The 16,643-nt window shown below is 59.1% G+C and carries 17 protein-coding genes; 12 read left to right on the forward strand and 5 right to left on the reverse strand.

Annotated elements, in window-relative coordinates; translation table 11 throughout:
* Nucleotides 1-133 precede the first annotated feature (133 nt).
* The gene (locus tag EJ078_RS19330; protein WP_164746634.1) at nucleotides 134-301 is read left to right on the forward strand and encodes a hypothetical protein; all 168 of its coding nucleotides are present in this window, start codon (nucleotides 134-136) and stop codon (nucleotides 299-301) included.
* Nucleotides 302-673: 372 nt separating this feature from the next.
* Here EJ078_RS19330 and EJ078_RS19335 read toward each other — a convergent pair whose 3' ends face one another.
* Nucleotides 674-1,564: a WD40 repeat domain-containing protein gene (locus EJ078_RS19335; RefSeq protein WP_208720768.1), complete on the reverse strand. Its 891-nt coding sequence runs from the start codon at nucleotides 1,562-1,564 to the stop codon at nucleotides 674-676.
* Entirely contained in the window at nucleotides 1,516-5,514 is a 3,999-nt protein-coding gene (locus tag EJ078_RS19340; protein ID WP_208720769.1) for a winged helix-turn-helix domain-containing protein, read from the reverse strand. The genes EJ078_RS19335 and EJ078_RS19340 overlap by 49 nt, the downstream gene beginning before the upstream one ends.
* Nucleotides 5,515-5,656: 142 nt before the next feature.
* Between EJ078_RS19340 and EJ078_RS19345 the strand changes: the two genes are divergently transcribed.
* Together EJ078_RS19345 and EJ078_RS19350 are read left to right on the forward strand one after the other, a co-directional pair.
* Nucleotides 5,657-6,517, forward strand: a complete 861-nt coding sequence (locus EJ078_RS19345; protein ID WP_208720770.1) for a DUF1194 domain-containing protein — start codon at nucleotides 5,657-5,659, stop codon at nucleotides 6,515-6,517.
* 990 nt (nucleotides 6,518-7,507) lie between these two features.
* Nucleotides 7,508-8,092 carry a tyrosine-type recombinase/integrase gene (locus EJ078_RS19350; RefSeq protein ID WP_208720771.1) on the forward strand — a complete coding sequence of 195 codons (585 nt, stop codon included), beginning with the start codon at nucleotides 7,508-7,510 and terminating at the stop codon, nucleotides 8,090-8,092.
* A 65-nt stretch (nucleotides 8,093-8,157) separates the two neighbouring features.
* On the opposite strand, the gene EJ078_RS19355 is transcribed toward EJ078_RS19350, so the two are convergent.
* The gene (locus EJ078_RS19355) at nucleotides 8,158-8,742 is read right to left on the reverse strand and encodes a hypothetical protein (protein ID WP_208720772.1); all 585 of its coding nucleotides are present in this window, start codon (nucleotides 8,740-8,742) and stop codon (nucleotides 8,158-8,160) included.
* 54 nt (nucleotides 8,743-8,796) lie between these two features.
* Here EJ078_RS19355 and EJ078_RS30020 point away from each other — a divergent pair, with 54 nt between their 5' ends.
* Nucleotides 8,797-9,642, forward strand: a complete 846-nt coding sequence (locus EJ078_RS30020) for a nucleotide-binding protein (RefSeq protein WP_210212256.1) — start codon at nucleotides 8,797-8,799, stop codon at nucleotides 9,640-9,642.
* A 5-nt stretch (nucleotides 9,643-9,647) separates the two neighbouring features.
* Here the strand turns inward: EJ078_RS30020 and EJ078_RS19365 are convergent, their stop codons facing one another.
* Nucleotides 9,648-10,517: a hypothetical protein gene (locus EJ078_RS19365; protein ID WP_208720773.1), complete on the reverse strand. Its 870-nt coding sequence runs from the start codon at nucleotides 10,515-10,517 to the stop codon at nucleotides 9,648-9,650.
* Between the two features lie 592 nt (nucleotides 10,518-11,109).
* On the opposite strand from EJ078_RS19365, the gene EJ078_RS19370 reads away from it, so the two are divergent.
* The 8 genes from EJ078_RS19370 (at nucleotide 11,110) to EJ078_RS19405 (ending at nucleotide 16,011) form a co-directional block, all read left to right on the forward strand.
* Complete coding sequence (locus tag EJ078_RS19370) at nucleotides 11,110-11,685, forward strand: recombinase family protein (protein ID WP_208720774.1); 576 nt, start codon at nucleotides 11,110-11,112, stop codon at nucleotides 11,683-11,685.
* 284 nt (nucleotides 11,686-11,969) lie between these two features.
* Nucleotides 11,970-12,671, forward strand: a complete 702-nt coding sequence (locus EJ078_RS19375; protein WP_208720775.1) for a competence protein CoiA family protein — start codon at nucleotides 11,970-11,972, stop codon at nucleotides 12,669-12,671.
* Between the two features lie 75 nt (nucleotides 12,672-12,746).
* Nucleotides 12,747-13,451, forward strand: coding sequence for an SOS response-associated peptidase (locus tag EJ078_RS19380; RefSeq protein WP_208720776.1), 705 nt, complete (start codon nucleotides 12,747-12,749; stop codon nucleotides 13,449-13,451).
* 19 nt (nucleotides 13,452-13,470) lie between these two features.
* Complete coding sequence (locus EJ078_RS19385; RefSeq protein ID WP_208720777.1) at nucleotides 13,471-14,343, forward strand: hypothetical protein; 873 nt, start codon at nucleotides 13,471-13,473, stop codon at nucleotides 14,341-14,343.
* 439 nt (nucleotides 14,344-14,782) lie between these two features.
* Nucleotides 14,783-14,992, forward strand: a complete 210-nt coding sequence (locus EJ078_RS19390; RefSeq protein WP_245458869.1) for a hypothetical protein — start codon at nucleotides 14,783-14,785, stop codon at nucleotides 14,990-14,992.
* Between the two features lie 5 nt (nucleotides 14,993-14,997).
* Nucleotides 14,998-15,261, forward strand: coding sequence for a hypothetical protein (locus EJ078_RS19395; RefSeq protein ID WP_208720779.1), 264 nt, complete (start codon nucleotides 14,998-15,000; stop codon nucleotides 15,259-15,261).
* 220 nt (nucleotides 15,262-15,481) lie between these two features.
* Nucleotides 15,482-15,775, forward strand: coding sequence for a hypothetical protein (locus tag EJ078_RS19400; protein WP_208720780.1), 294 nt, complete (start codon nucleotides 15,482-15,484; stop codon nucleotides 15,773-15,775).
* On the forward strand, nucleotides 15,772-16,011 hold the full coding sequence (locus EJ078_RS19405) for a hypothetical protein (RefSeq protein ID WP_208720781.1): 240 nt from the start codon (nucleotides 15,772-15,774) through the stop codon (nucleotides 16,009-16,011). Before EJ078_RS19400 ends, EJ078_RS19405 begins: the two co-directional genes overlap by 4 nt.
* Nucleotides 16,012-16,045: 34 nt before the next feature.
* Here EJ078_RS19405 and EJ078_RS19410 read toward each other — a convergent pair whose 3' ends face one another.
* Nucleotides 16,046-16,471, reverse strand: a complete 426-nt coding sequence (locus EJ078_RS19410) for a hypothetical protein (protein WP_208720782.1) — start codon at nucleotides 16,469-16,471, stop codon at nucleotides 16,046-16,048.
* Nucleotides 16,472-16,643 lie beyond the last annotated feature (172 nt).

Raw genomic sequence — 16,643 nt, forward strand, 5'->3', positions numbered from 1 at the left:
ACGTATCTGTGGGCTGCCCGGTTCCTTCCGCAGGACGCCGGGATGTCCCTGCAACGCATATCGCCGGCAAAGCGCCGGAACATTCGAGCTCAGCCCACGTTGGGTTCTGTTCGACTGACAGGGACACACCTCAATGGAACCCAAATCATCGCGCGATCTGCCCGGTCCTAAGCCCCGCAAGGACAAGGAACGGGAAAACCAAAAAGCTGCCGCGAAAACGCCTGACAAGACCAACGATTGGGACCGGAACCAGGTGCATGGCGAGGGCGAGAGCATCGGGATCGACAAGGACGAACCATAGGCCGATCCACACCCCAGAGCGCGGAATCTGAGCCGCCCACGATGCGGCTTGCCGCCATCCCGACCGTTGGAGTGCTGGCGAAGAGAGCGTCTTTCGAGTTCGCATCTAAATAATTGAAAAAATTTGGCTTTCGCGCCGGCTCGTTGCGCTGTTTGCTTCACGGTTGCCTTGGATGGCGACCGGCAAGCCTACCTGTCTGAGGTACAGACACGTCTCCATCCCAGTTTCTTATGAATTCGATCAGAATGCCCAACCCAGACCCGGAATGGCTGCTACGCACCCTCCACAGCGGACGAAGAAGATCGAAAACATGCTGCGGTATCGGCCTGGCATCGCAGATTGATCACAAGGGCTCTGACCCCGTTGTCGACCTCAGCCCGGACAAGTGCCAATTGCAGGGTCTTCAGGAAGGAAGAAGCTTCGCCGCTCGCAAGCGGTGAGTTCGCGAGGGACGGTGCGCCGGGCGAAGTCAATGAGGTCCCGGGACGTTTGGAAGACGCGAAGGATGCGGACATCTTTTTCGCCGGAAACAATTGCAACGCGGGTGCCGTCGGAACTGAAAGCTGCGCGTGTAAAGCCCAGTAGAATGGTTGCTTCGTCGTGGCTGCCGAGGACGGCAATCTGGCGTCCCGATTGCGTCGCCCAGAGCCGGACCGTGCGATCCTTCGAGGACGCGGTCACGACATACAAACCGTTGGGACTGAACTGGGCGCTGTCCACCGCGCCGCTGTGGCCCCTTAGAACGGCCCTTTCCAGTCCGCCAGCGACGCTCCAGATCCGGATGGTTCCATCGCGCGAGCCGGTCAGCAGCAACTGACCGTCGGGGCTCAAGGCGACGACCGTTACCGCGCCGGTGTGTCCCACTAGCGTTCTGACGTTTGCTCCGTCCGTGGTCGACCAAATGCGAGCCGTGTGGTCGAGTGAGCCCGTGGCGACGAGTTGACCGTCCGGGCTGAAGGCCGCTGCCGTGATGCGATCCTGATGCCCCACAAGAACCCTGAGCTCGGCTCCGCCCGTCGTCAAGAGGTGGCCCGCATTGTCTTCCCTGGCCGAGAGGATCAGATTTCCGTCAGGGCTAAGAATGGCCTGCGGTAGGTTGCTGCTCGTGTTAATGGCGGCTAGCTCGGTGCCGGTCGCCGCGTCCCACAGCTGCGCGGTGCCGTTCATCGATGCGCAGAGAAGCGATTTGCCGTCGCGACCAAACTGGATCTGGATCAGGCCGCGATGTGATCGGAACTGGGCGGTCTCGTGTCCCGTGGCCACATCCCAAACCCGGACCTGCCCCCAAGAGATGCCGTCGCGACGCGCCTTCCATCTGGGCTGAACGTCGCGCTTTGAACGATCTCATGTGTATCGAGCCGGATTGTCTCGCGCCCGCTCACGACATCCCACAGGTGCGCCGCGCTGTCGCCGCCGCCGGTCAGCAGGTGGACGTTGTCGGGACTGAAGACCGCGAAAGTCGGCCGATATTCATGTGAGAGCGCAGTCGTCAGCGCGCCGTCGACATCCCACAGCCGAGCAGTGCCATCGTGTGAAGCAGTGAGAAGAATGTTGCTGTCGACCGGGCTGAATTCCATATGCTCGACCAAGGATTCATGACCGGCGATCGTCGTCACCAACGAGGCGCGTTCAGCGTCCCAGATGCGGATCGGCCCATTGACCGAGGCGGTCGCCAGGAAGCGGTCGTCCGGGGTGAAAGCACCGTTCATCTCCACATCGCGTTCATCCGTATCGATGTCTGCCTTCAACCCCGAAACCTCTTGGCCTAGCACATGATCCAGCGTTCCCAACGCTCCATCCCAAATTCGGGCAGTGCCATCGATGGATACCGTGGCGATTCGCTGACCCCCATGACTGAAAATGACGCCGTTCAATTGCGTGTCGCTCTTGCTGCCGGCCAGCTTTGCGATCTCCGTTCCTTTCGACAAATCGAAAAGGCTGGAAGTGTCTCGGTGTGAATGCCAACCCCACGGGCCGGCCAGCATCCGGCTTCCGTCCGGGCTGAACGCCAGGCTGTAGGGCCAGGAGGTCACTCGCATTGACCGCGTCAGCGCGCCGTCTGCGCTATTCCAGATCGAAACAAAATGCTTGCCTGCCGTCGCGAAGCTGCGGCCGTCTGAACTGAAAACAGCACGCGTATATGCGTCGCTTTTTACACCTAGAACTTTCTTTCCGGCCCGAGCATCCCAGAGCGTTGCATCGCTGTTCTCCCCCGCCGTCAGCACCCGGGTGCCATCCGGGCTGAAGATTGCCGTCGGATAATTGCCTACCGGGCGCATGATAAAGAGCTGCTCTCCCGAGACAGCGTCCCAGAGACGTGCAGTGCCATCCCTCGCCGCCGTCAGAATACGGCTCCCGTCCGGACTGAATTCAGCCCTCTCCAAGGCCGCTTCATGACCCTTTAGAACTGCAGTTTCGGCACCGCTGGAGATGTCCCAGACGGCTGCAGTCTTGTCGTAGGATGCGGTGACGATGCGATCGCCGCTCGGATTGAATGCCGTATCCGTCACGCCGGCGCCATGCCGGAAGATTTTGATCTGGTGGTGCGCCAGCAGAGCCTTGTAGAGGGCTGCCTCCGCCTCGAACAGATATTGCCGCTCGGATTGGTCTTTTGAGGGCAGTGCTTCAAGCGCCAAGAGGATCGCAGCCTCGGTGCTGCCTGCCGCGGTGGACTGCTCCGAAAGGAACGAGAGCGAAAGGAACTGATTGCGCATCGCCTGGTCGCGTTGCGACCTCGCTTCCTCCTGCGCCCTGAAGGCGACCAGCGCGCCTGCGCCCGCGATGAGAGCGAGCATTATCGCCACAATCGCTGCGTTGCGGGTACGTCGCGAAAGCCGGTTTGCTGCTGCCGCCGCCAGGCTCCGGCGCTCGGCCTCGCGCTCCAGGCGCTCGTGTTTTGCCTCTTCGGCGGCCTCGATCAGCGCTAGCGCTGCGTGCCGGTCCTTCTCCTCTTTCTGCCGATGGGCACGCAAAGACTCCTCGATGTACTCAAGGACATAATCGTCGATCTCCTCCCGTCTCGACAACATTAGTTCTTCGCCCTCCGCCAGACGTTTGCCGGACGGAAGGAGAAGCTCTCGATTCCTGCTTTCCAGGTGCCATCGGTGGGCATCAGCCCTGAGGCGTTCGCGCGTCTCGAGATAATTCCGGTTTGCATTCACAATGTCACTTGCGCGCGGCCAGCGCCTCAACAGTGCTTCATGTGCAACGCGCACGAAGACACGCCCTGCGGCGTTCTCGTCGCTGACGAGGAGCCGCGCGTCGATCAAGGCCCTGACCAGCGCCGATCGCGCGGGAGTACCTGCAACTTCGGTGAGCAGGGCTGGACGTGCCGTCACGGTGTCATCGCTCAGACTTGCAGTTGTGAGGGCGCCCAGTACCGTCGGTAAGGCCTCCTGGATCTCGGGCGCCAGTAAATCCACGACTTCATCGGCGCGGCGCGCGATTGCGCCTTCGAGCCCGCCGAGCGCGCGATAATCCGCAAAGGTGAGAACGCGGCGCTGGCGGCCGGCCTGGTACAACGCGTCGAGCACAAACTCCAGAAGCGGCAATGATCCGGGATCGGCAGCTGCTGCCTCCTGCAGCACGTCATCGAGTCGCCCCAACTCGGCATTCTCCTCAAAGCGGAGTCCGGCAACGCCCGCCGGCTCACGGATGATCTGACCGATCTCCGGGCCAGTCGGCGGCAGGAGTTCGTAGCTGGAGAGGCCATCCTTGAGCGCCGAGAACCCCGGGACCTCGCCGCAGCGGTGAAAAAAATCCGAACGGATCGCCGCGATCACCCAGGCCAGTCCGCTCGCGGCGAGCAGCGTCATGAGCCGCACGAGAGCCTCGCGCGTCGCCGGCTGCTTCTCCGTCGTGAACAGCTCCTCCAGCTGATCGATGGCGACAACCAACCTGATCTGCGAGCGGGCCGACCCAGCGGCTTTGCCAAGTGCCTGGCGAACCATCGCCAGCGCCCGATCCGGCGCGCTCCTGCAAAGCCGAGCGAGCTCCGCGGCTGTTACTTCGCAGGCCAGTTCCGGCACAGCAGCTTCGCTAAGCAGCGCCGCAGCCAGCACAGCGAATGCGTCCGGTCCTTCGGAGAGGCGGATCAGGCAGCGGCGCCACAACGATATGCCCGCCACGGTTCCGGGCCGGATCAATGACGGCAGCAGGCCAGCGCGCAGGAGGGAAGACTTGCCGCAACCGCTCATGCCGTAGATTAGCAGGAACGCAGTGCCGCTTGCTGCCTGCTGCTCCAGTCTTGAAGTGCAGGCAGCAATCGCCCGCGCTCTGCCGAAGAAGAGATCGGCATCTTCGAATTCGAAGGCATCGAGACCGCGAAATGGCGACCTGACCGGTTCCTCTGAAGCAAGAGGTACGCGGTAGATGCGCAGGGCACGTGCGACGTCCTTCAGCTTCTGCTCGCCAAGCTCGATGAATTCCAGCGGGAGCCGGTCTCGAGCCTGGGCATGAACCGCTTCCGTGATGCAAATCCCGCCCGGTCGTGACAATGATTGAACATGGGCTGCGACCTCGACCGCCTCGCCCCCGAGGTGGTTGCCCTCGTCGACGACATAACCGAGGTGAAGCCCGATGCGGAAGCGCAGGCGCTTTGTCTTGGGAACTTGGCAATTCCGTCTGTCGACCTCATGCTGGATGTCGCTCGCACACCGCAAGGCCTCGACAGGGCCTGCGAATTCGGCGACCACGCTCTCTTCGGCGCTCGAGAACACGCGACCGGCATGTTGCACCAGCAGCCGATCGACGATCTGCCTGTACGGCCCGATTGGTACAGCAGCGCCCCGCTCAGCCTCACCTGGCGGCCGACCGTCAGCAGCCAGTTCGGCTGCCAGGATAGTGGCCATTCTTGGCCCGGCGCTTGAAGGACGGACCAGCCTGTAACCGCGCCGAGGCACCGTCTCCACAACAGCCTGCCGACCGTCATTGAGCGCCGCACGGATCTCGTGAATGCATTGCACAAGGCTGTCGTCGGTGACCGCGATCCCGTTCCAGACCGCCCTCATCAGCTCGTCCTTGGTGACGACGCGATCAGCGTTCTCCAGAAGGTGACGAAGCACCGCGAAGGTTTGGTGACGAAGTGCGATTGTGCTGTTCGATTTGTCGCGCAAGGTCTCGCTGCTCACGTCGACGGTAACGCCGTTGAGCACGAACATCGTGGGCGGCGAGCTACTCAAGCCGTTTCCCTCAAGCACGAAGCCGCAGTCCAATGTTTCGATCCTAGCACGGTTTCGCGCTTGCCATCATCATTCACATCGGGCGGGGAGCGCCGATTTCGGCAAATGATCGGAAGCCGTTCGTGACCCCGAGACGCCTCGGACCGACAATCGCAGCGTCAGCGAGAGGCTCACCATGGACGACGAAGTGCAGATTGCTCGAAGTGTGGGCGCAAGGCCGGTGCTCCGGCTCACAGGCGTGTGCCTGATGAGCCTGTTCTTGGCAATGGCGCCCCAGGCTCACTCAACCGACCGTTCCCAGGACGGCCTGGTCGACGTCGATCTGCAATTGATCCTTGCAGTGGACGTTTCGCCGTCGATGAGCAAAGTTGAGCAAAGAGTGCAGCGCGACGGCTACGTCGATGCTTTCCGCCACGCGGACATTGCGGGGGCAGTCAAGTCGGGAGAGCGTGGAAGAATTGCAGTGCTCTATCTGGAGTGGGCAGGGCCAAATCAGCAAACCGTCATCGTGCCGTGGACAATCGTCCAAAGTCGCGAGGACGGTCTCAATTTGGCAGACAGGCTCGCGGCTTTGTCGTTGACTGAAGGCCGCGGAACGTCGATTTCCGGCGCATTGTCTGCCGCGAATGATCTGTTCGCGAATAGTGGCTTGCGCAGCCCGCGCAGGGTTGTTGATATATCCGGCGACGGACCCAATAATGCGGGAGCACTCCTTGACCCCATCCGGCAGGTTCTTCTCGCGGAAGGCGTGACGATCAACGGGCTGCCTATCGCACTGCCCCGGATTGGCGGGGCCGACGGGTTCGCGAGGTATGGCCGTTCCAACCTGCAATCCTATTTCGAGCGCTGCGTCATTGGCGGACCAGACGCGTTTGCAATCGGTGTCACAGAGCCCGCCATGTTCGCCACCGCAGTCCGTCGAAAGCTGGTGCGTGAAATCGCCATGAACACGGATTTGGTGATCTACGCCACCTACACGGCGCGTTCAGACAGCACGACCGATTGCAACGTGATCGGTCAGCTGCCAGGGCGGTAACCGATCGGCGATAGCGCGACGGTTTCTGGGGCGGGCCGCACGAAACGTCTTTCCGGCCACCTGCCTAACAGCCAATTGCGGACGGCTTTGAGGTGTCTTCCCTCTTCGCTAACAGCTTGAAAACATCATAGTATTGGGAAAATTGATGGCGGAGAGAGCGGGAAACTCTCCTCCATACCCCTGGACCCGTTGCAGCCCTTGACTTCTGGGCCTTTCAGACTCACTTTTGGGGCACCATGGTGGGGCACCGGGGGTCCAAGTGGCAATCTCAAGGCAGTATTTGGAATGGCATGGTCAGCAATGGCGGGTCCGCGTCAAGGTTCCTGCAAAGGTTCGGGACATAATTGGTCGGGGTAAGCTAACGCACCCTCTCCATACTGCCGATCTGAAAGAAGCGAATGAGCGCAAATGGCCGGTCGTCGCGCGGCTCAAGGCTGTAATCGCGTCGGCCGAGAAGGTGCTTGTGTCGAATGACCCCGTGGAGGCCGAAGCTCTACGGCTCCGTCTCACGAACCTGGATGACGACGCGCAGGAAGCGATTACGTTTAGAGCCTATCAGCTAGAGAGGGAGCACGGGGAGGATCGAGCCAGGGCGTTCTATGACCTCGCCAGCGGAAAGACGACGCCACTGGACCATCACGTTGATTCCTTCCTCAAGCACCAGGGCTATCGGCTCAAATCAGAAGGCGACTTCAAGCGCGTTTTGGGATGGCTTGTGGATTGGTTGCGAGACAGCCGCTTGCCTGTAACGTTGGAAGCTGTCCGCCGCGTGGACGCCGGCAAGTTCATCTCCGAGTCTCTGGTGGTGGGGAGGGGCAGCAGAAGGCTATCGCCTATCTTGGTTTCATCCGCCAGTACTGGGTATGGCTCATTGGCAAGGGGCACCTCGTCGGGGACAATCCATGGGCCGGCCAGACGCTTCCCACACCGCCCAGACAGCGGCGAGAGGCGGAGCCCGACAAAGGCAAGCGGCCCTTTACGGACGCCGAGGTGACAACCCTGCTAGGCGGCGACGCCGGCCTGCTCCTCATAGACCTCATGCGGATTGGAGCATTGAGCGGCATGCGTATTGAGGAGATGTGCCAATTACTCGCCTCCGATTGTCGGGGCGGAGTCTTCAACGTGCGGGCAGGCAAGACCGAAAACGCCCGCCGAACGGTGCCAATCCATAGCAGTTTAGTGAAGATCGTGGAGCGCCGCATGGCCGGCAAGAAGGACAGCGAGTACCTGTTTCACGAGTTGCCGCCCGTACCGAAGTCGCGCGAGACCCGCTCCGATCCTGCCGCCAAGCAGTTCACCCGATATCGTCGTACGATGAAGGTTGATGAGCGACCCAACGACAAGGCTAAGAGCAATGTTGATTTCCACTCGTTCCGCCGCTGGTTCATTCGGAAGGCGCGTGATGCCAAGCTTGCTGGGGCTGTGGGCTTTGACGAGTGGACTATTACCTGGGTGGTCGGCCACACGGATAGCGACCGCGCCAAGAGCCTAGACCTTAGCCAGCACGGATACGCGGGGCAGGACCCGGAGAAGGCGAAGAGGGCACTTGTGGAGGCCGTGAAGTTGCCGTGCTAGTCCAGCCAGTGCGCAGAGGCGGAATTGCGCTCAAAGGCCGCCTCAGCGGTGATTTGTCGGGGAACTTACGCTTTCGACTTTTCGAGCGCTTCCCGTAGCGAAACTATGAAACGCTGACTCAGCTCTCTGTATTCGAGTGCTTCGAGTGGCGAAACTTCCGCTCTCGTGTGGACCGCAGCATTTCGCGTATCGCGGAGGCGATTATAGATGTCCATTAGCGAGGCTGGTATCGAGCCCTCTTTTGCCAATCTCCTGACGTAGTTCAAGTGATTGCTCGGGGCCTCCGGGTTTGCGACCGAGCGTGTCCGAAGATGCTCTCGGATGAATTCCTCAACGTCTTGATAGGCTCGCATTACTGCTGCCCCTGGGAACTGTTTTGCCAAGTCGAGGTACGGATCGTCCGCCGTGATCTGTGGCCGTGGCTGATCGTCAGGCGATGCCTCCGATGCTTCTCTGGCTTCTTCTAGCTTCTCTGCGAACTTTGCGCTGGTGCCAGCAGGCCCAGTAACTTCCCGAATTCGGTGAAGAAGGTCACCCAGTCTTCCTTTAAAGACAAAGGCAAGCGCAACCACGGCTGTTGGCCAAGCCAACGCGGCTACTAATTGGACAAGACTCTCCACCATTTTGGTGGCAAACGTATACCCATCCATACCGATTCTCCCACCCTCCGACTTCTGACAATAGCTCAGTTTCCGGTCAAGGTAGTGGGTACGCTGGTGGGTATATTTTTGGAGGGCGACGCATTGAGTGAGGCCACGAATCGGATTGAAAGCCTGATTGCGGAAGGTAAGAAATTCACTTTTGAGAATGTTGGCACGGTAGATCGTAAGTACGGAGTTATTGACTCGCTAGGGCCCGATTGGGTTGCTTGGAAGACTAGAGTGCGATCTGCAATAGAGAGCGAATTTACCGACAACTCTGCCCCGTTCCAGTTAGTCGATGGCGCAAGGGGAATAAGGGTGATTGGCGAGTCGCGCGAAAAGTTTGACCGAGTTTTCAAGTTCTATATGTCGTCCCTCGAAGCTGCAAAAGCAGCTCTGACAGAGGACACCTTTGATGAGTTGCTTAAATCAACGAGGGCAGTCGGCCCCAAGGACGTTACCAACAAAGTTTTCGTTGTTCATGGCCGCGACGATGCCGCCAAGGCGGAGCTGGAGGTTCTCCTGGGTGAGATGGGCTTGGAGCCGGTCGTTCTCCACCGGCAGGCCGATGGGGGCAATACGGTCATCGAAAAGTTTGAGAAGCATGCAGACGTTGGATTCGCGTTCATTCTGCTTACCCCAGATGAAGTCGCCTATCTCGCAAGCGAGGAAGCCAAGCCGGATGCAGAGCGAGAAAAGGAACGTCGAGCAAGGCCGAACGTAATTTTTGAGTTTGGGTATTTTGTCGGCCGCCTTGGTCGCGGTCGAACCTGCTGCCTCTATCGTGGTGATGTGGTGTTGCCTAGCGATCTGAATGGCCTGATCTACAAGCGCTTTGATCGGAGCGTAGAGGAAGTCGCGTACGGCATTCAGAAAGAACTAAAGGCGGCGGGCTACTCGCTGAAATAGGCCACTTAGGCGGCCACATCGGTCTCCGCTTTTGTTGCTGGGGCAGAGGGGAGCTTTGTCGCAACGTCGGCCGCGAACATGTGACAAGCCATCGCTATCTCAAAGAAGTCTGACGCCAAGACGACCACCGGGTCGTTAAACGCGTACTCGCGAGATCGGGTAACTGACTTCATAAGAATTTGCACGCCCTCGCCCGCCGCGAATGAGTCTGTTTGGTATGTGTCTAAGATTTCTCCGGGTGCAAGCTCTACCTCCTCGCCGTTTCGATAGTAAAACATCTTGAGTCTAGGGAAGTTGAGCACGAGTATCCGGGTTGCCGGGTCGACATCGCGTTCACCCACGCGGCCCCCACGATGCTCCAAACAATTCCGCACAGCTTGAAGCGAGCTGAATTCATCTGCAAACGCCATTGGCTCCCGCAAGCCCGTGTTGACCTCCGTAAGCAGTGCCGGGAAGGTCATCTTTTGGGCCTTGGTTCGGTGCCCAGCTATTTCTGCTTCCAACTCCTCCATTGTTGTTTTGCCGGGTTCGCGATTGAGCAGTTGGATAAACAAGTACGCCTCCTCCAGGGTTTCGCGTACGCCCCGGGTTAGATCTTGGAATCCCTTGGCAAGTATCCAGTTCTCGTAGGCCCTACGGCATTCTTCAGATGTCTCCCCCGGCGCTGGGAAGCTGTAGCCGATATGGCCTCCCTGCATCTCTGGCGGCGCGAGAGTATCATGTTCCAACCCTCTGAGGCTTGTCGCGACGGCGTAACTCGCGAGGCTTGCCACCCGTTGGGCTGGTGCCGCAACAGCGTTTGCATTGAGGTTTAATTTGAATACAGGGACCTCGTTGGCCTCTAGTGCCGCTGACTGGCAATTTTCGGTTTCCATTAAAGTCCCGCCCAATGTAATTTGGGATCAAAAATTCGAGGAACCATCTTCGTGGGGCGTTGGCGGGATTCTCCCCCCGTGCCCCTGAACGGCTACAGAAATGTCTAGAGCTTCGTACAACCTCAGTGTCTGCCTGCCCATCTTGGCCACACGTTCCGAGAGCTGGCAACCTTGCCTTGGTGCAGGAAGCCGGCGATACGTTCCAGCGCTAGCAAATGAAGCCCCTACCGCCTGCCCTTGGTCTCATCCTGGCCAAGCGCTGAGGCAGACACCTTGCGTATTTCACTAGTGGTGAGCTTGCCAGTCCGCAGCCCTTTGGATGCGATTGACGAAACCTTCTGAGACGTTTGCTTGCGGCCTCCGCCGCCAGACTTTTTCGTTGCCATGCTGCCACCTCGAAAGAGCGACTCGGTTATGCAGGTTTGTACCATATTTGTTCTTTGATTCGCTATTGCAGCCTGTCTCACTAGGTCAAGCCCGTATGAGTCCCCACAAAGTTCACCAAAGCAGTCTCATATGAATGGTCTCTTGACAAAACCTCTGGCAGTCTCACATTATGGTCTCACACGGCTATCAAAACGGAGACCGCGAAATGCCAGCCAGCACCCTTGTGGGCTACGCCCGCACTTCCACCACCGACCAGAAGGCCGGGCTTGAGGCCCAGCTCCGAGACCTTGACGCGGCGGGATGCAAGAAGGTCTTCCGCGAGGAGCTTTCCTCCGTGGCTGACACGCGGCCCCAGCTCCAAGCAGCGCTCGACTGGGTGAGGGAGGGAGATACCCTCCTCGTCACCAAGCTAGACCGGCTCGCTCGCTCCGTGGCCGACCTCGTGACGATCACTGAGGCTTTGCGGGCGAAGGGCGTGGGGCTCCGCATCCTGGCGATGAACCTCGATACCGCCACCCCCACCGGAAAGCTCATGCTGAACCTGCTGGGCTCCATCGCTGAGTTTGAGCGCGAGTTGATGCTGGAACGGCAGCGCGAAGGCATTGCTAAGGCCAAAGCAGAAGGGAAGTACGTTGGCCGCCAGCCCACGGCACGCCGCCAAGCCAGCGAGGTGTTGCGCCTCAAGTCAGAGGGTAAGTCCGTAGGTGACATAGTGGCCGCCTTGGGCATCAGCAGGGCGAGTGTCTTTCGTATACTGGCCGAGCGGGGCGCGGCGGACTGACTGCCCGTTGCTTTAGCTTTCCAAAGGTCGCGAGTACGAGCGAGAAGAGTGTACAGGATGAGGCGGGCACCGTCGGCAAGTGACCGGCTCACTTGGCGGCTCATCGCGATGCGGCCGCTCGCGTATGCTGCAAAAGCACAACACTTCGTGAGAAAATACCCGGCTCTTCGTATATGCATTTACTGAACACTTAAGCCGAAATCTGGCGGACCGAGCTTTACATTGTCCACGATCACCAACAACGAGCTCTCAGTCGCCCAGCAATCTGGTCAAGAGCGAAGGACATGAAGATGAGATACGCATCGGTGAACGGTGTGCGGCAGGAAGCCCAGCCGAAGCTGCGTGGAGCCTGCCTGAACTGCAACCGAGACATGGTTGCCAAGTGCGGACAACAGCGGATTTGGCATTGGTCTCACGTAGGGAAGCTCGAATGCGATCACTGGTGGGAAGCGGAGACCGAATGGCACCGCATGTGGAAGGATAAGTTTCCGAGGGAGTGGCAAGAAGTCCCGCATATTGCCTCTGATGGCGAACGTCATATCGCGGATGTCAAGAGCGGCACGGGCTGGGTGGTTGAACTTCAGCACTCGCCCATTTCTCCCGAAGAGCGTGTGTCCCGTGAGAACTTCTATGGGCAAATGGTGTGGGTCGTAGATGGGTTGCGCCACAAGCGTGATCTAGGCGCATTTCGTCGTGCCGTCATCGATGCCCCCATCATCAAAGACGCCCCCTTATATTTAGACCCCTTCACTGGCGGCGCGGCGATATTCCAGCGCTGGACACCAATCCAACGCCCAGTGTTCATAGACTTCGGTGACGAAGAGTTTCACATTGCGGGATTTTCCCTCAATTCCGTCCTGTGGCAGTTGCTCCTGCGACCTGGGACTAGAACCGTTGTCGTCGCCGCAGTCACGCGGGCGAGTTTCGTAGAGTTCTGCCTAAGCGGAAGTCCGATGCAGAACATAGTGGCGATGCGGGGCCGATAGCCACAAAGGCAATCACATTGCGCAGTCAATCGACCGCGTTGCGCTCGCGGGGTGGCCTAGGGCACATTCGTCGGCATGTGCAACCTCTACAACATCACGACCAGCCAAGACGCCATCCGCGAGTGGACCCGCGCCATGCGGGACATCATGGGCAACCTTGAGCCCTCGCTAGATGTCTACCCCAACATGCCCGGCGCGGTGGTCCGCAATGTCCCCGATGGTCAGCGGGAGATTGCCAAGCTGCTCTGGGGCATGCCTACGCCAGCAGAGCGGGTAAAGGGCAAGGCTGACTATGGGACCACCAACATCCGCAATCCGCAGTATGGGCACTGGCAGCAATACGTTGGCGTGGAGAACCGCTGTGTGGTGCCCGTCACGAGCTTCGCGGAGCCGAGCCCCAAGCCGAACGACAAGGATCCCGAGACCGGCATTCAGCGGAACTATTGGTTTGCCCGGAGCGAGGACCGGCCGCTGTTCTTCTTTGCCGGCATGTGGACGCGTTGGCAGGGGGTCCGCAGGATCAAGGATGGGCCGGGCGACTTCGAGCTTTACGGCTTCCTGACGACCAAGCCCAACGCTCTCATTGCGCCGATCCACGAGAAGGCTATGCCGGTGATCCTCACAACCCGCGAGGAGGTGGAGACTTGGTTGACAGCCCCGTGGTCCGAAGCGAGGCACATGCAGCGGACAGCGCCGGACGATGCCTTGGTAATTGTCGAGAAGCCGGCCACACAGATCAAGTATCCGCAGCAGGCTCCGGCTCAGGGGACTCTGTTCTAGCATGCAAACGGCGCATCGAATGATCGATCTAAAGCCTTCAATTACAGCTATTGAGGATTTGCTCCGCGACGGTTCAGAGGCGAGCCTGACGTACGCAGCCTTAGAATGTCGCCTAGCCATCGAGAGAATTTGCTACGAGCGCTTAAGGATCGCGCATGATTACATATCGCACGACGACATAAAAAAGTGGCAGCCGAAAGATATTGTCAACGTGTTAATACAAGAGGTTGATCGGAATGCTGCCGCCACCTTGACCTATTTTATCTCAAGGGAACCGGTTCCAGAAGGGACTTCACCGCTAACGGTCAAGGACTTCGAGAAGTCGGAATACATTCCGTTTGGAACACAGATAGGATTTGATCCCGGCGAATTAGGAAAACTTTGGAATGCACTTGCAAAGCTTGCGCTGCATATAAGCATCCCCCAGACACGCGATACCCCAGTCACGCGATATGGCGAGGCGGAACGAGTTAGAAAGAAGGTTTGCGAGGCCCTTGAGGAAATCAAACGTATTAGTCAAGGAACGCTCTTCGCAACTGGTCTGGGGGAAGAGGTTTTTTTCGACTGCCAGTGTGGAGTGAAAAACAAGAGAAGGCTTGGTCTGCTGAAAAATGGCCAGACCGTTAGCTGCATCAATCCGGACTGCGATGAGAGTTATGCATATCTGGGGGATACCTTAGAGTTTGGACGTAGGACGCTTGGCATAGTTTGCCGGAAATGCGGCTCACAACAGGACGTTCCCAAAAAGAAGGTTGAAAAGCTGCCGAAAGATAAGAGGCTTTATTTTAGCTGCGAAGGGTGCGGCGAGGAAATAGCGATCGAATGGCGACCGATGCAGAGGCAGAAAACAATGCCACTCTCCGCTCCGCCAGAGTCCACTCCCAGCCCTTGAGATGCCGAAAGGCCGTTTGCCTCATTCCCCATCTTTGCAGATCACGCGACGGACCATCCAAACCCCAACAAGCCGCCTCACGCGTGTCTTCACACCCTCAGCGGCGCTGGGGAGCAGGATATCAACATCAAACTCCCGCCGCTTGCAGCGCTCGCACCGCATGTCTACATCCCAAAACGGAATGTCCCCCATGAGCTTGAGGAGGTCACCCGGGAGGTAGTGGCGGATGATGTTGCAATTGATGCAGCGGATGCGGATTAGCTGCCCGATGTCATGGGCGCGACTTAGCGTCTGGACGACGCGTCGAGTTCGGCTGCTGGGCTCCGGCATGGCCAACCGATAGGAAGCTATTCCTCAAAGAGTCAATTCCGCCATTGACATTTTTGTTCCCTTTTTGTTCACTACGGGTATGACCGTTGCCAACGAGGAGCGGGAGCCCGTGAGCACCTACAATCTTGATCCGACCAGCAAGGCCGAGCTGCACTCAGAGGCCCAAAAGCTCATCGCCAAGTATGAGAGCCCTGTGGATGCCGTGGAGGCGCTGATGGCTTACAATTGCGAGCTTGAGACCCAGATACTCGCCATAGCCCATCGATACCCGGGGCTGGTCGCCATCAGCTTTGACGACACGCATCCCACGGTGGCGTGAGCGGCATGGCTGAGAGCATTCTCCCGCAACGGCAAACCCCCAAGCTCATAGTGGTTACCGCTTTCGACCGGGACGAAGAGGGCAGCCTCCAAGCTGTCTATGGGCCGGCAGAGCAGCAGTCCGAGGAGCGGGCCATAAGAACCGCCAAGGCGCTAGCGGGCAAGCATGCCGGTGCCATTGCATGGTCCCGCGAGGCCAACCCTGCTGTTGGCGAGTATGGGGAGCCGAAGACTCTCTTTGTGGGTGGCGACGTGCCAGACATAGAGTAACGTGCGGGCACTTGCCGTCATCGAGGCTATGAGCGACGAAATCAGACTGCCGAAACCTGAATATGGCACCCCACCGGTGTCCAGCATCATGTCTGCGAGCATGAAGGTTGCGGCAAGGACGCCGGGTGGGGCTTTGCCAAGCCCAAAGCAAGCACCGCATTGGTTCTGCTTCGAGCACCGGGCCGAAGGCGAACGTTACCTGTAGCTTGGAGGGCTGAACATGATCCGTCATGACATTGCCGCCGATTTGGAAAGCGCGGCCAATCAGATTGCCGACGTTTCCCGCGCTGACCTTCAGGTAATGCTCCGACGTGCGGCACTTATGCTCCGAAACGTCACCGGGCTTGTCCTTGACCCGAGCGTCCAGGAGCCTCTGGCAGGCGTGGCGGAAGAAATGGGGCTCACAACGGCGGACCTCATCCGAAACATTGTGAGTGATTGGCTTGTCGCAAATGCCTATCTGCCGGTTCCGCATGCATTGGATGAGGACAGCACTGTGGAAGGCAACGCATGATCACACCACCACGGCATCAGCGCGACTACCTCGACCGCGAGATTGACTGTCAGGAGGCGATGGAGCCCGGCTTTCAGGCCATCGTGGGTTGCATGCTGGAGGTTGGCTGGACGCGCGGGGAGGTTATGCGTTCGTTGCGGTGTCTGATCGCCGCTGACAACATGACGCAGAAGGAAAACGCCAAGGTTGAAGCCGAGATGGCGATTGCTGGGGCCATGCTCCGGGCTGGAAAATGACGTGCCGCACTCGGTCAAGGCGCCGGGCGCGATGTCATTCCCGACCCTTTGCTCGAGCGTATGATGACTGTCCTTCGGGCGTGTTCGCCAGATAGCACGTAAACTCATGCTCTAGCCGAACCACCGCCAAATCCTTGTCATACTCGCGACCGCGCGGACCTTCGTCATTACGCCAGCGAACGTCATTGGTTGAGATCGACCAGCGCCAATACCCCTCCCTCGGATTACGCGGCCTCTCGCGCCGAATGCGGCCAACGCTATTGGAGCCGAGGAAGCTCGCGGAAAAAGCGCCTGTTGTCGCGTCAAGGGTCCAGTCAAGCCAAAAACGCGCTGCGAGACTGCGAACATAGTGCGCCGCATGGAATATGGTTGCACAAATGGCGATGGGCTTTCCGTCGTAGTCGAGGACTTCATAGCCCTCACCTCCGGCATCGCGAACCTTCAATCGTTCGGCTGTCATGACCTTCTCCAATACCTTACTTGAGGCCGCAAACGCCCGTTGAGCGGGCGGCAAGCCGGGTTGGTGTGCAAGGAGTTATGTCGGGCAGCCATGCTGCTTCTTGGTTCTCTTCGACGTAAGGGACCACCCATCGTCGGTTATCGCGCGGCCTGTTCAACGGGTGCCAGGGGCC

This window comes from Mesorhizobium sp. M1A.F.Ca.IN.022.06.1.1, assembly GCF_003952605.1.
Classification (GTDB): domain Bacteria; phylum Pseudomonadota; class Alphaproteobacteria; order Rhizobiales; family Rhizobiaceae; genus Mesorhizobium.

Coding starts and splice junctions, on each gene's coding strand:
- EJ078_RS19410 (WP_208720782.1), bottom strand. CDS start 16,471: ATGACAGCCGAACGATTGAAGGTTCGCGATGCCGGAGGTGAGGGCTAT.
- EJ078_RS19330 (WP_164746634.1), top strand. CDS start 134: ATGGAACCCAAATCATCGCGCGATCTGCCCGGTCCTAAGCCCCGCAAG.
- EJ078_RS19370 (WP_208720774.1), top strand. CDS start 11,110: ATGCCAGCCAGCACCCTTGTGGGCTACGCCCGCACTTCCACCACCGAC.
- EJ078_RS19395 (WP_208720779.1), top strand. CDS start 14,998: ATGGCTGAGAGCATTCTCCCGCAACGGCAAACCCCCAAGCTCATAGTG.
- EJ078_RS19345 (WP_208720770.1), top strand. CDS start 5,657: ATGGACGACGAAGTGCAGATTGCTCGAAGTGTGGGCGCAAGGCCGGTG.
- EJ078_RS19365 (WP_208720773.1), bottom strand. CDS start 10,517: ATGGAAACCGAAAATTGCCAGTCAGCGGCACTAGAGGCCAACGAGGTC.
- EJ078_RS19380 (WP_208720776.1), top strand. CDS start 12,747: ATGTGCAACCTCTACAACATCACGACCAGCCAAGACGCCATCCGCGAG.
- EJ078_RS19385 (WP_208720777.1), top strand. CDS start 13,471: ATGATCGATCTAAAGCCTTCAATTACAGCTATTGAGGATTTGCTCCGC.
- EJ078_RS19405 (WP_208720781.1), top strand. CDS start 15,772: ATGATCACACCACCACGGCATCAGCGCGACTACCTCGACCGCGAGATT.
- EJ078_RS19355 (WP_208720772.1), bottom strand. CDS start 8,742: ATGGATGGGTATACGTTTGCCACCAAAATGGTGGAGAGTCTTGTCCAA.
- EJ078_RS19375 (WP_208720775.1), top strand. CDS start 11,970: ATGAAGATGAGATACGCATCGGTGAACGGTGTGCGGCAGGAAGCCCAG.
- EJ078_RS19400 (WP_208720780.1), top strand. CDS start 15,482: ATGATCCGTCATGACATTGCCGCCGATTTGGAAAGCGCGGCCAATCAG.